Source organism: Streptomyces sp. DT2A-34 (assembly GCF_030499515.1).
Taxonomy (GTDB): Bacteria; Actinomycetota; Actinomycetes; order Streptomycetales; family Streptomycetaceae; genus Streptomyces.
Window position 1 is genome coordinate 290,338 of the sequence record NZ_JASTWJ010000001.1, and the last position, 13,661, is coordinate 303,998.

At 71.5% G+C, this 13,661-nt stretch carries 9 protein-coding genes and 1 pseudogene; 3 read left to right on the forward strand and 7 right to left on the reverse strand.

Features of this window, described 5'->3' with window-relative positions; translation table 11 throughout:
- Positions 1-35: 35 nt before the first annotated feature.
- Entirely contained in the window at positions 36-698 is a 663-nt protein-coding gene (locus QQM39_RS01405) for a TetR/AcrR family transcriptional regulator (RefSeq protein ID WP_301994732.1), read from the reverse strand.
- A gap of 182 nt (positions 699-880) precedes the next feature.
- On the opposite strand from QQM39_RS01405, the gene QQM39_RS01410 reads away from it, so the two are divergent.
- Positions 881-2,131: a YncE family protein gene (locus tag QQM39_RS01410; protein WP_301994733.1), complete on the forward strand. Its 1,251-nt coding sequence runs from the start codon at positions 881-883 to the stop codon at positions 2,129-2,131.
- 27 nt (positions 2,132-2,158) lie between these two features.
- Here the strand turns inward: QQM39_RS01410 and QQM39_RS01415 are convergent, their stop codons facing one another.
- The 5 genes and pseudogenes from QQM39_RS01415 to QQM39_RS01435 form a co-directional block, all read right to left on the reverse strand.
- Positions 2,159-3,358 (reverse strand): glycosyltransferase, encoded by a 1,200-nt coding sequence (locus tag QQM39_RS01415; protein WP_301994734.1) that lies wholly within the window; start codon positions 3,356-3,358, stop codon positions 2,159-2,161.
- On the reverse strand, positions 3,355-4,134 hold the full coding sequence (locus QQM39_RS01420; RefSeq protein WP_301994735.1) for a MerR family transcriptional regulator: 780 nt from the start codon (positions 4,132-4,134) through the stop codon (positions 3,355-3,357). The genes QQM39_RS01415 and QQM39_RS01420 overlap by 4 nt, the downstream gene beginning before the upstream one ends.
- 76 nt (positions 4,135-4,210) lie before the next feature.
- Positions 4,211-6,070 (reverse strand): cellulase family glycosylhydrolase, encoded by a 1,860-nt coding sequence (locus QQM39_RS01425; RefSeq protein ID WP_301994736.1) that lies wholly within the window; start codon positions 6,068-6,070, stop codon positions 4,211-4,213.
- 198 nt (positions 6,071-6,268) lie between these two features.
- Positions 6,269-8,196: pseudogene (locus QQM39_RS01430) on the reverse strand (GTP-binding protein).
- A gap of 131 nt (positions 8,197-8,327) precedes the next feature.
- On the reverse strand, positions 8,328-9,113 hold the full coding sequence (locus QQM39_RS01435; protein WP_367668848.1) for a D-alanyl-D-alanine carboxypeptidase: 786 nt from the start codon (positions 9,111-9,113) through the stop codon (positions 8,328-8,330).
- Positions 9,114-9,649: 536 nt separating this feature from the next.
- On the opposite strand from QQM39_RS01435, the gene QQM39_RS01440 reads away from it, so the two are divergent.
- On the forward strand, positions 9,650-10,774 hold the full coding sequence (locus tag QQM39_RS01440; protein ID WP_301994737.1) for an XdhC/CoxI family protein: 1,125 nt from the start codon (positions 9,650-9,652) through the stop codon (positions 10,772-10,774).
- Between the two features lie 293 nt (positions 10,775-11,067).
- Here the strand turns inward: QQM39_RS01440 and QQM39_RS01445 are convergent, their stop codons facing one another.
- On the reverse strand, positions 11,068-11,568 hold the full coding sequence (locus QQM39_RS01445) for a metallophosphoesterase (RefSeq protein WP_301994738.1): 501 nt from the start codon (positions 11,566-11,568) through the stop codon (positions 11,068-11,070).
- A 159-nt stretch (positions 11,569-11,727) separates the two neighbouring features.
- Here QQM39_RS01445 and QQM39_RS01450 point away from each other — a divergent pair, with 159 nt between their 5' ends.
- Entirely contained in the window at positions 11,728-13,656 is a 1,929-nt protein-coding gene (locus tag QQM39_RS01450) for a glycosyltransferase family A protein (protein ID WP_301994739.1), read from the forward strand.
- The last annotated feature ends 5 nt before the right edge of the window (positions 13,657-13,661 follow it).

Consider the following 13,661-nt stretch of genomic DNA (forward strand, 5'->3'; position numbering starts at 1 on the left):
CTCGCCAAGGACCTCGAAGCCGTCGAGACCCCGCGTCAGGGCCCGGCAAGCCGTGCGTCGGCCGGCTGGAGGATGCCGAGGAGGAGGCGGACGAGTTCGTCGACGACCTCGTCGAGGGTCGCGTCCACCCAGCCCGCCGTCCAGTCGTGCAGCAGCCCGTTGACGCTGCCGATGAACGCGGTCGCGGCGAGGCGGTAGTCGCGGGGCGCCGCCTCGCCTCGGGTGACGGCGGACGCCGCCTCGGCGCAGACGAGGTCGACCCAGCGGGCCCGCCGGGCGAGGCGCTGTTCCTCCAGGCGGGGGCTGACGCCGATGATCTCGACGAAGGTGATGCGGATGCGGCGCGGGTCGGAGGTGACGTTCGCGGCGTACGCGCGGAAGATCTCGGTGGCGCGTTCGGCGAGCGGCAGGTTCCCCGCGCCGGCCACCGCGGCCAGCACGGCCTCCTCCGCCCACGCGTTGACCTGGAGGTGCAGGGCCGCCAGGACGTCCTCCAGCGTGCGGAACTCCTCGTAGAACTGACGCGTCGACAGGCCCGCGGCCTCGCTCAGCGCCGCGACCGTGGTGCCCCGGTAACCGGGGCTGTCGCCGAACAGTTGGAGCGCGGCGTCGAGGAAGCGGCGCCGCCGCTCGGCCTGCCGCTCCTCGGCCGACTTGCCGCCGTAGCGACCGGTGGGCGCCTTGAGCCTGCCCGCCACGCTGTCCTCCCACCGCTTCGCCGACCCGACGGCCAATTTTGTCGTGTACGCAGTCTTGTGGAGAAGGGCACCCCCTCCTTACTTTTCAGTAAGTTGATTCTGAAAGCACCTGTGTTCAGATTCACCATCCCGTTCTTGGCATGCCCCACTCCGGACGCCCACCTCAGAGGAAGAGAGCAGTCATGCCTGCCATCAGACCCAGGCACCTGTGCTCCGTAGCCGCCGCCCTCGCCCTGACCGTGACCGCTCCCGCGACCGCCGCAACGGCCGCAGCCGACTCCGCCGCCCTGCGGGAGGTGCTGTTCGTCGGCAACAACTGGGACGGCACCGCCGATGTCATCAAGTCCTCCGGCGACTTCGCGAGGATCGGCCGTATCGACGTCATCCCCGACAAGGACGAGCGGATGGCGGAGATCAACGCCGATCCGATCAAGTGGATCTACTTCATGGCGATCCGCAACAGCGTCGGCGAGGGCCATGACCAGTTCGTCGACGACATGTACTCCACGCCGGACGGCACGTCGATGGTCGTCTCCCGGCCGAGCTTCGCCGACGTGGTCTCCATCGACCTGGCCACCGGTGACATCAACTGGCGCTTCGCCGTGTCCGGTTACCGCGCCGACCACATGGCGGTCTCCCCCGACGGCAAACGGGTCGCGGTGTCGGCCTCGACCTCCAACACCGTGCACGTGCTGGACATCGACTCCGGCAAGGAGTTGGGCAAGTTCGCCACCGGCGACAAACCGCACGAGAACATCTTCACCCAGGACGGCAAGTACATCTACAACATGGCGATCGGCGACGTGAACACACAGACCGACGCCCCGTGGCTGGACTGGACGAAGGGCGACCGGCGCGTCACCGTCGTCGACGCGACCACGTACCAGCAGGTCAAGGTCATCGACATGCGCCCGGCCCTGGACGCGATCGGCCTGACGGACTACTCCGACGCGGTCCGGCCGGCGGTGTTCTCGCCGGACGAGTCGAAGCTGTACTTCCAGGTGTCGTTCTTCAACGGCTTCTTCGAGTACGACCTGGCCACCGACAAGATCACCCGTACCAAGACCCTGCCGAAGAACCCGGCGACCAGCGACGACCGCACCACCTTCGTCAACGACTCGCGCCACCACGGCCTTTCGATGAGCCCCGACGGCAGCAAGCTGTGCGTCGCGGGCACGATGGACGACTACGCGACCGTGGTCAACCGCACCACCCTCCAGGAGGGCCCGCTCGTCACCGCCTCCAAGCCCTACTGGGCCACCGTCAGCGGTGACGGCAAGTCCTGCGTGGTCTCCGAGAGCGGCACCGACCAGGTCACGGCCATCGACTTCGCCACCGGCAGGAAGCAGGTGTCCGTACCGGTCGGCGACCACCCGCAGCGGGTCCGGCTGGCCCATGTACCGGCCGACTGGGCCAGCCCGCCGACCGGCTGATCGGATCAGGAACCGGCGCCTTCGAGATCAGCCCAGGACCTTGAGCACCGCACCCACCCCGTCCTCGGTCGCCATGTGCCGCGCGGCGACCGAGGCGGCCCGGGTGTACGTCTGCCGCCGTACGGCCCGACCGAGCGCGTCGGCGAGCCGTTCGGCGGTGAGGGAGGCGAAGGGGATCGGGTCGGTGGCCGCCCCGATCGCGGCCAGCCGCCCGGCCCAGAACGGCTGGTCCGCCGTCACCGGCACGGGGACGGCGGGGACCCCGGCGCGCAGAGCCGCCGCCGCGGTGCCCGCCCCGGCGTGATGGACCGCCGCGGCCACCCTGGGGAACAGCAGCTCGTGCGGTACGTCACCGATCGTCAGGACGTCGTCGCCGGCAGCCGCGAGTCCGGCGTTGCCCGCCTGGAGGATCCCGCGCAGCCCGGCGCGGCGCAGCGCCTCGACGGCGATCTCGCTCAGCCGCTCACCGTCGCCGCCCGCCATGCTGCCGAAGCCGATGAACACCGGGCGCGCCCCGGCCGCGAGGAACTCCTCCAGATCCGGGGGCAGTCGCCGGTCCGGGCCGACGTACGGCCACCACGTGCCGACGATGTCGAGTCCCGCGCGCCAGTCGGACGGACGCGGCACCAGCGACGTGCTGAAGCCGTGCAGGACGGGCCAGTTCGCCCGCTCCTGCCGTCGGCGCATCTCGGAGGGGCGGAGCGGGGGCAGGTCGAGGCGGCGGCGCAACTCGGTGACGGCCTCGGCGTAGACGCGGTCGGCCATGCGCAGCGCGAAGCGTCCGGCGGCGCGGTTGCCGAGGCGGCCCAGGGAGCGGGTTCCCATGACGTTGGGCGGGAAGTCGCCGGTCGGGGCGGTGGGTTGGAGGTAGGCGCCGACCGCCGGGATGCCCGTGGCCTCGGCCAGGTGCCGGCCCAGCGGTGCGGTGGTGGCCGACAGCAGGAGCAGGTCCGTGCCCTGGTCCGCCACGTCGGCGAATCCCCGGCCGAGCTCGGTGACGAACGCGGCCGCGGTGCGCAGCAGTTCGCGTCTGTTCTCGACGCCGCCCGGGGATGGCGGGCGGGTGGGCAGACTCCTGAACTCCAGGCCGGCCTCGCGTACCAGGGGCGCGAAGGCGTCGGTCGTGGCGAGGGCGACGTCGTGCCCGGCGTCGCGCAGACCTGCCCCCAGCCCGGTGTACGGCGCGACGTCGCCGCGTGATCCGGCGGCGGTGATCAGGATCCTCATCTGTCCTCCTCACGGTCCGCCCGGCGGGCCGCGTTCGCGTGGACGGCCTTGCAGAGGTAGGCGGCAAGGCCCGGCCGCTGCTGCGACGGCGGTACGACGAGCGCGAAGGCGCGCGGGTCGGCGGCGAAGTCGTCCGCGATACGCCGGTGCATGTCCGGCGGACAGGTGGTGAACCAGCGGGCGATGTGCAGCCGGTGCTCCTCCGCGAGGTCCATGACGCGCTCGCCGTCGCTGGGCTCGCCTTCGTCGAAGGCCGCGAGCAGCTCTCCGCGCCAGGCGGCGGCCTCGCCCATGAGCTGCCGCCAGTCCTCCTTGGTGTGGGCGGCGGCGCGCGCCATCGACTCCTTCTGCCCCGCCGAGTCCTGCCACTTGAGCTGCGCCTCGGTGGCGTAGCTCAGGTCGAAGCCGATCTCGCCGAAGACCTCGAAGCGTTCGGCGGGGGTCAGCTGCACGCCCGTCCGCTGGACCTCGATGGCCTGCTCGGCGACCTCGGCCAGCCGCTGGAGCCGGCCGATCTCCTCGCTCAACTGCCGCAGCCGTGCCTGGAGATGCTCCAGCGGGTTCGCCTGCGGGTCGGCGAGGATCTCGTCGAGCGAGAAGCCGAGTTCCCGGTAGAAGAGGATCTGCTGGAGTCGGGCCAGGTCGGCCTCGCTGTACAGCCGGTAACCGGCGCCGCTGCGGCCACTGGGCGAGAGCAGTCCCGCCCGGTCGTAGTGGTGCAGCGTGCGCACGGTCACCCCGGCGAAGGCCGAGACCTGCCCCACGGAGTAGCTCATTCACCTGCCCTTTCGTCGGGCTACAGGGTGCAGCCTGACGTAAGGGGAGGGTCAAACGGCGTGTCCTGTACGGCTCCTATCCGACGGTCCGCGCGGCCCACGCGGAGAGCTCGGCCCGGGCGGCGTTCAGCAGGGCGGTCGAGGGAGTGCTCGCCCCGTTCGTCACCAGCGCGTAGTGCAGGGCGCCGGAATCCGAGTCGGTGAGCAGCAGACGGCGGCTGCCCGTGCCGCCCGGTTCCGCGGCCACGCCGATCGGGGTCGTCGAGGTGTACGCCGGCGGCGCGTACGCCGTGCCCAGGTCGGAGACCACGGTGGTGGACCCGGTCGGGAAGGACGCCGGGAGGTGCAGCTCGGTCGGCGCCGTGCCGCTGTTGGAGCGCCACAGCAGCAGTCCGTACTGTCCCGATCCCACCAGCTGCGCCACGTTCGGCAGTGAGCTGGGCACCGGGTTCCAGGTCAGGGTCGTGTCGCCGTCCCGCGAGCGGTCCTCGTAGGTGAAGGCGACCGTGGTCCCGGACGTGGCGCTCGGGTAGAGGCGGTCCAGCAGCCGGGCGTCCTGCCGCAGCACCGGTGTTCCCGAGTCGTCGAGGCGTACGGCGGACAGGTCCTCGTCGTTCCAGGCGTCACCGGCGGTGAGGACCTTGTCGGGGTTGTCGTTCATCAGCTCGTGGTGGCGCCCGTTGTAGATGTCCCACTGCCACTGCGAACCGGAGAGCACCGGGCCGGATCCGGCCGGGTTCGACCACCAACTCGCGCCCGGGACGCGGGAGTCGAGGGCCTGGTACATCGCCTTGAGGACGGTCGGCGCCTTGTCGGAGACCGACCCGGCCAATGGGTGGCCGAACTCGCTGATGATCGCGGGCGTGTTCGTGGCCGAGGCGCGGTCGCGGACCGTGCCGAAGTCGCCGGCGTACTGGCCGTCGGCCGCCTTGCCCCACATGAAGACCCCCGAGATGGCCTTCTGGTCGTAGAAGTGGGTGTTGAAGACGTATCGCGGCCCTAGCGTGCCCGAGTCCAGCAGTCCGCCTTCCTGCTTCTGGAAGTCGATGTTGGCGTTCCAGAAGAGGTTCGGCTCCGCGAAGAGCGGCTTGTCCTGCCAGCCGGCCGCGTCCATGCGGGACCGGAACCTCTCGTAGAACGGCCACAGCACGTCGCGTTCCCAGGTGCGGCTGGTCTGGCCGGAGTCGTAGACGCCCGCGTGCGGTTCGTTGTACGGGTCGAAGCCGACGACACCCGCGAACTCGGCCGCGGAGACGTTCTGTTTGACGTACGCCATCGTCTTCTGGGCGGTGGCCAGGAAGGCGTCCTGGAGGCCGTACTCGTTGTGCCAGAAGTCGTACGACGCCTGCTTCACGGCCTCGTTCTGGGTGATGTTCTGGCCCCAGAACAGGCAGATCCCGCAGTTCTCGTCCGGATAGTTCCCCAGGTCCACGGCCCACTTGGGGGCGCCGTCGCCCGTGTACCAGCTGTCCGGATCGAACAGGTGGCGGGAGTAGAGGTCCTGGTGGAAGTCGGGGTAGACGCGGATGCCCGCGTCGAGGAAGGCGCGCATCTGGGCGGTGGCGGCTGCCAGGTACGTGGTGTCCACCTGGCCGCGTACGGGTTCCGCGTAGGCCCAGGACAGCAGGAAGCGGATCGAGTTGCCGCCGCCGAGGGCGCGCAGCGCGGTCGCGGACTTCTTGGCGTCGGCGACCGAGGCGAAGGGCAGGCCCTTGTTCTCGGCCAGCTTGGTCTCGCCGGAGACGTTGTAGCCGCGCAGTACCACCTCGCGGCCGTTTCCGTCGGTGAAGCGGCCGTTCTGGACGGTGAGGGGCGTTTCGTCGAACCAGAGGGAGTCGGGGAGGGTGGCGGCGGTGGCGGGAGTGGGGCCCGCCACCGTCAGGGATCCGAAGAGGACGACCAGGACAACGATCAGACGCGTCCGGATATTCGGCATGTCCACTACAGTCCGGTGATTTCAGGACACAGTCAACACCCCTGACTCTGGAGTAAGTTCAGTCTCGGCCATCACGCCGGCCTCATCCCTCGCCGGGCGGATCGAACGGTCTCGCGCCGCGTCGAGCCCCCGATCGGCCGCCGCCGGCGCGTCGCCGTCACCACCGGACACCGCGCGCCGCGCCCTCGTGACAGCTGTTCAACTCCCGACCCTGCGCGTCAGGTTCAGCAGGTACTCCTTGCGGTTCAGCGGGTTAAGGTCGGTGCGGCGGCGCTCCGGGAGCGTGCCGCGTGGGGCGGGCGCGTAGTGGTCGAAGGCGCTCTCCAGCTCGCCCTCACCGCGCGTGAGCCCCGGTAGGTGCTGCTCCAGTTCGTGCACGTGGGCCGCGGGCACCGAGCCCTCCAGCGAGCAGAAGGCGCCGCGGGTCCGCGTGCTCTGCGGCACCGCGCGCAGCCTGGTCAGCACCGGCAGCAGGGCGGCCAGGGTGTCGGTCGGGGCCTCGATGCGGAAGCCGTGCATCGGCTCGTGCACCTCGGTGCCCGCCCGGCGCAGGGCCTCGGTCAGGACCAGCGGGGTCAGGCCGCGGAAGTCGTAGCCGGTGCTGGACATGCTCTTGTCGAAGCCCTGGTGGGCGTGGCTCTGCCGGGGCGAGTAGCCGCAGTGGGTCATGGTGACGGTGCAGTCGGGGACCTGCCAGCCGTGCAGGCCCTGGCCGAGTGTCTCGCGGACGGTGTCCTCGACGGCCTTGAAGAAGGCGTACGGCATGGAGCCGAGCTCCACCTCCAGCCGGAAGGACACGCCGGATCCGACCGGGGCGGGGCCGACGCGCAGGCCGATCGTCGCGAGGAAGGGGTTGCCGTCCTTCTTGTTGAACTCGACGGCCGCACCCGAGCCGACCGGCCGCTCGACGCACAGCGGTGTCGTCTCGCGGAAGGTGACGTCGAGGCCGAACTCGTCGGCGAGCGTGGCCTGGATGACCTCCTTCTGCACCTCGCCGTAGAGGGAGACGAACGTCTCCTGCCGTACCTCGTCGTGGCGCAGGTCGATCAGCGGGTCCTGTTCGGCGAGCCGGGTGAGTGCGCGGTGCAGGGCCCGCCGGTCCGCTCCGCGGCCCGGGACGACGACGGTTTCGAGGGTGGGCGGGGCGAAGAAGTGCCCGTGCGACTTGCGGGGTTCGCCGATGACGTCGCCGATTTTGATGTCGGTCAGCCCCCACAGCTTGGCGATCCGGCCCGCTGCCACCAGATCCTCCCGGACGTCCGTGCCCTGGTCGAAGACGCTGATCGCGGTGATCCGGCCCTCGGCGCGGGTGTCGCCGAGGTCGCCGGCGTCGCTCGATTCGCCGGGCGCGCCGAAGCGGATCCGGTCGCGGGCGCGCAGGGTGCCCGAGAACATCCGCGCGTACGCGACCTTCTCCCCCGCCGGGCCCCGCTCCACCTTGAAGACGGTCCCCGAGACCGGTCCGTCGGGGTCACCGCCGGCGGCGGGCAGCAGCTCCCTGATGCCGTCGATCAGCGCGTCGACGCCGGCGCCGGTGACGGCGGAGCCGAAGTACACCGGATGGACGAGGGCCTGCCGGGTCCGGTCGACGAGGGCGGCGTGGAGGCGGTCGTAGGAGACCGTGTCCTCGACGTAGGCGGTCAGCAGGTCGTCGTCGAGGTCGGCGAGGACGTCGAGCGCGGACGGGCCGAGGCCGGGCAGGAAGCGCGCGTCCCGGGTGCCGAGTGCGGAGGCCGTGCCCATGGGTACGACGGCTGCCGTCAGCCGTTGCGAGACGGCCCGCAGGACGGCGTCGTACCGCGCGCCGCGTCGGTCGATCTTGTTGACGAAGACGAGGGTGGGGATGCGCAGCCGTTGCAGTGTGCGCATCAGGACGCGGGTCTGCGGCTGCACGCCCTCGACGGCCGAGACGACCAGCACGTCACGTCGTCCAGCGCGAAGGAGACGACGGCGGACTTGATGGTGATGCCGCGCTGCCGCTCCAGCGCGAGGGAATCGGTCTGCGTGTTCCCGGCGTCGACGCTGCCGATCTCGTCGATCACGCCTGCGGTGTGCAGCAGGCGTTCGGTCAGGCTGGTCTTACCGGCGTCGACATGGGCGAGGATCCCGAGGTTGAGCAAGTGCACGAAGCGTCATGTCCTTCGATGAGGGGGTCGTTCCTTCCTGGGGGGACATGAACGCAGTGCGCATGGCTGCTCCTCTGTGCGTGACGTCGGGACCGGCAGTCCAGCAGGACCAGCCCCGCTCAGGCAATGGATTAACGCTCAACAAACAGCTGCCGTAGCACTCGCCGGGTCTCGGCGATGTTGTTGTCGCTGTGCTTGAGCATCGTGTGGACGACGTCCGACAGCGGCGCCGACCTGTGGCGTGCCACCGGCACGTCCCTACGGCTCGCGGTGGCACGGGTGACCTCCCCGGTGACCGCGACACCGTTCGCGGCGAGCTGCTCGGCGAAGACCTGCCCGGCGTCGATCGACGTGTCCTGGACGCGGGGCCCATCGACGACCAGCGCACGGACCGGGCTGATCGTGTCGGGGTAGTAGCCGTCGTTCCAGCCGTGGGCCAGGGTCGGCTCGGGGAAGAGACTGCCGTCGACGGCGACCTTCACCGTGGTCGGGCCCGCGGCCTCCAGTCCGGCGACCACGGTCTTCGCCAGGTCGGCGAGGTCGGCGGTGGTCAGGGTGCGGTCGCCGCCGCCGACGAGGGTCGGGGTGCCGTTGCCGTAGACGACCTTGGTGGTGAACCGGTGGCGCGGGACGAGCACCGTCAGCGCGGCGGTCGGCGTGGCCAGCTTGGCATTGGACGCCGGCATCAGCGCGGTGGCTGCGTTGTGGTTCCAGATGGCGGTGTCCGAGTCCGCGTCGAGGACCACACCGCTCACGTTCGAACCCAGCCGCTGGTCGAGTACGCGGGTCTCCAGGTCCGTGGCCATCCGCTGGTCGGCGGCGTCCAGGGCGTCGGTCCCGGCCGCCGCCCCGACGCCCTTGTCGGCGGCGAAGGCGGCCGGACCCACCAGCGCGGCCGAGGCGACGGGCGTGGCCACGGCGAGGACGAGGGCCCGGCGCAGACCGGTGCCGATGCTGTTCTGTTCGAGGCTTGCGGTGCCTGCGTCGGTCTCTCGGCGGGAAGGTGTTGGCAGGCGTTTCGGCAGGCGTGTCGCTCAGGACGAGGCACAGGCACGATATGCGCGTCGGTGTGCCGGGCTCCCGCGTTCTGTTCGGCTCCGTGTGAGCCCGGGGAGTCGGCGGTCCGTACCACGATCACGGGCCGCGGAGTTGTTCACCAGGCCATTTCAGAGGCCGGTCAACCCGGCACGGGTGATGTGCCTCTCGCCCCTCCTGGTTACGGACAGCGCGCGTCCGTCACTGGTGGCGGGCCGTCCCCCACGTCGTGCGGCTGGTCCCGCGAGGGCCACGGTGGATGCATGATCGACGAGCACTCTCTTGTCGGCCTTGATAACGATGGCCTCGTGGGCGGGCGTCATCAGCGCCATCAGTACCGCCACGACCGCTTCCCCTGACCAGCCGAACCCCTGGTCAGAGGCCCGCCCGTCAAGCTCACGAGGAGGTACCCGCGAGTATGCGCGACATTCTCCCGGTGATCGGCGGCTGGTACGCGGCCCGGGCGCCGTTCGGGCTCGCCACGGTGGTCGCCACCAGCCGCAGCGCCCCGCGCGATCCCGGGGCCGCCATGGCGGTGGGCCCCGGCGACGAGGTGGTGGGCAGTGTGTCCGGCGGCTGTGTCGAGGGGGCCGTCTTCGAACTCGCGCAGGAGGTCGTGGCCGGCGGCGAGGCGCGGCTGGAGACCTTCGGGTACAGCGACGAGGACGCGTTCGCGGTGGGGCTCACCTGCGGCGGCGAGATCACGTTGCTGGTCCGTGCCGTGACGGCCGTGTCGGATCCGTCCTTCGGCGAGGTCGCGGAGTCGGTCGCGGCGGGCCGGCCGGTGACCGTGGCGACGGTGACCGACGGACCCGCGCCGCGCGGAGCGACGCTCGCGGTGTGGCCGGACCGGGTCGCCGGGACGCTCGGCACGTCCGGCCTGGACACGGCGGTCACCGCCGACGCCCGCGGCGAACTCGCTCTCGGCGCCACGGGCCTCAGACACTACGGCCCGCACGGCGAGCGCCGCGAGGACGCGGTCACCGTCTTCCTGCACTCCTTCGCGCCGCCGCCCCGCATGCTGGTCTTCGGCGCGATCGACTACGCCGCCGCGGTCGCCCGCATCGGCGACTTCCTCGGCTACCGGGTCACGGTCTGCGACGCGCGCCCGGTCTTCGCCACGCCGAAACGCTTCCCGGAGGGCGTCGAGGTGATCGTGGACTGGCCGCACCGCTACCTGAGCGGCACCGACACCGACGAGCGCACCGTGATCTGCGTGCTCACCCACGACCCGAAGTTCGACGTACCGCTGCTGGAGGAGGCACTGCGCCGCCCGGCCGCGTACATCGGGGCGATGGGCAGCCGCCGCACGCACGACAACCGGATGCGGCGGCTGGCCGAAGCCGGGCTCGGCGAGGGCGAGTTGGCCCGGCTGCGCTCTCCGGTCGGGCTCGACCTCGGGGCCCGTACGCCCGAGGAGGTCGCCGTGTCCGTCGCCGCCGAGATCGTCGCGCTGCGCTGGGGCGGCAGCGGCGCCCCGCTGACGGCGACCGCCGGCGCCATCCATCCGCACGGGGCGCGAGTCCGCCCGCGGGGAGCATGAGGAAGGAAGCCAGCCATGCGCCGCATGGTGCTGGTCGCGAGCGGCCGGGAGACGCGGGGGCAGGGCACCGCACGAGCCACGCAGATGGCTCGAAACCAATAGGTGTAAAACGGGCGCGACGGGGTAGTCACGGCACAACGGAGGCATACGTGCCCCCGGAACAACGCCTCTGAGCGGGAAGGAGGTCCATGACAGCGCATAGCAGTCACCGGGCCGCTCCCCCAAGCAGGAGCGGCCCGGTTCTCTTTGAGGCGCGGCTCCTTTTGAGGCGCGGCCCCTTTTGACGTCGGCCGTCAGCGCGGGGGCAGCCGGTGCAGTTCCACGTCCGTGAGGCGGCCCTCGGCCACGGTGGCGGTCATGTAGGTGCAGTGGGGCCGGCGGCGGCGGTCGGTCGGCGAGCCGGGGTTGAGCAGCCGCAGGCCGGTCGGTGCGGTGGTGTCCCAGGGGATGTGGCTGTGCCCGAAGACCAGGACGTCGAGGTCGGGGAAGCGGGCGGCGCAGCGCACCTCGCGGCCCTTCGCGGGGCCGGTCTCGTGGACCACGCCGAAGCGCAGGCCACCGAGCTCGACGTACGCCACCTCGGGCAGCCTGGCGCGCAGATCCGGTCCGTCGTTGTTGCCGTGCACGCCGACGAGCCGGGCGCAGCGGCTCTCCAGCAGGTCGAGCGTGGCCGCGTCCACCCAGTCCCCGGCGTGGAACACGACGTCGGCGCGCGGGAGTTCGGCGAGCAGCGGATCGGGCAGTGCCTTGGCGCGCTTGGGCAGGTGGGTGTCGGACATCAGCAGCAGGCGCACACCGTCAGGTTACCGGCGTACGCGATCTTCTGGCCGGTTCCGCACGCGTGGTCGTTGTGGTTGATCGGTGGACAAATCCAGTGACAGGGTTAGCATTTGGCCACGAGCGCCGTAATCCGACGCAAACGCCCAGCGACCCTCAGGGGGGCTCGGAGCCCGATGCCGGTCAAGGTCAGCGTGGTCGTTCCCGTGTACAACCCCGGGGTCTATGTCGAGGAGTGTATCGCCTCGCTGCTCAGACAGTCGCTGCCGCCGGACGAGTACGAAGTGATCTTCGTCGACGACGGTTCCACCGACGACACCCCCGCCCGGCTCGACGCGCTCGCCGCCGCGGACCCCCGGGTGACCGTCGTTCACCAGCCGAACTCCGGCTGGTCGGGCAAGCCCCGCAACGTCGGCATCGCCGCCGCCCGGGGCGAGTACGTGATGTTCGTGGACCACGACGACCACCTCGGCGACGAGGCCCTGCAGCGGATGTACGCCTATGGCGTCGCCAACGGCGCCGACGTCGTGGTCGGCAAGATGGCCGGCAAGGGCCGCGCGGTCCCGGTGGAGCTGTTCCGCCGGGACCACCCCCGCGCCACCGTCGAGAACGCGCCACTGATCGACAGCCTCACCCCGCACAAGATGTTCCGCCGCGCCTTCCTCGACGACATCGGCCTGCGCTTCCCCGAGGGCAGAAGGCGCCTCGAGGACCACGTCTTCGTCACCGAGGCCTACCTGCGCGCGAGCAACGTCTCCGTGCTCAGCGACTACGTCTGCTACTACCACGTCCGCCGGGACGACGCCTCGAACGCCGGCTTCCAGCGCTTCGATCCGGACGGCTACTTCAAGAACCTGCGGGAGGCCCTGGACGTCGTCGAGCGCCACACCGAGCCGGGCCCGCCGCGCGACCGGCTGTTCCGCCGCTGGCTGCGGGTGGAGATGGTCGAGCGGCTGCGCGGGCGGCGCTTCCTCGCCCTGCCGGCGGACTACCGCCGGGAGCTGTTCGAGGAGATCCGCCAGGTCGTCGTGGAGCGTTTCGGTCCCGGTGTCGCGGCCGGGCTGCAGCCGACGCAGCAGGTCGTCGCCGCGCTGATCGTGGCGGACCGGTACGACGATGTCGAGGCCTTCGCCGAGTGGGAGGCCGGCATCGCCCTCACGGCCGTCCCCGAGCGTGTGGCGTGGCAGGACGGCACGCTGCGGGTCGGTTTCTCGGCCGAGTACGCGTCCGCCGGTGAGCCGATGGCCTTCGCCGCCGACCCGGCCCGTACGCCACTCGACGGCCCGCCCGGGGACCTGGCGGCGGCCGTCGCCCGGGTGGGCGCCGACACCGTGGCCCGGTTCGGCAAGGCCACCGCGGACCTGCTGCTGCGCGAGCGTTCCAGTGGCGCCCAGTACTTCCAGCCGGTGGAGTTCACCCGGGAAGAGGTGCCGGCCGGCGACGACGGCCTGGTCCGGCTGGTGCTGCGCGCGACCGCCGCCGTCGATCCCGGCACGCTCGCGGGCGACGGTCCGTGGGACGCCATCGTCCGCGTCAAGCTGGGCGGCTGGACCAAGGAGTGCCGCCTGGGCCCCGCCCCGCACGGGGACCGCCCCGCCCCGCACGCCGGTGTCGTCGGCGACCACGTGGTCCTGCCGTACTGGACCGCACCGCACGCGAACCTCGCCCTGGACGTGGACCGCGCGACCCACCGCGTCGGCCTCGGCGCCCTCGCTCCGGCCGACGTCACGGTCTCGGGCGACCGGCTGCGCGCACCGCTCCCGCTGTACGTCCCCGACCACGGCACCGAGGTGTCGCTCCGGCTCACCTCGTCCGGCGCCGCCCACCACGCCCCCGCCACGCTGTCCCCCCAGGGGTCCGGGGCGCTGCTGGAGGCCGTCCTGCCCGTCGGCGATCTGCGGGGCAGGACCTGGCGGACGGCGCTCGGGGCTCCCGGGCCGCGGTTCCTGACGCTGCCGTTCGCGCTGCGCGCCGGGGCCGACGGCGTCCAGGTGGTGCGGACTCCACGCCCGGGTGCCGTACGACGGTTCGCCCGCAGGGTACGACGCACTCTCGGTACGGCCCTGCGACGGGCGGCGGCCCGCGTCAGGGCCCGCAGGAGGTGACGGAC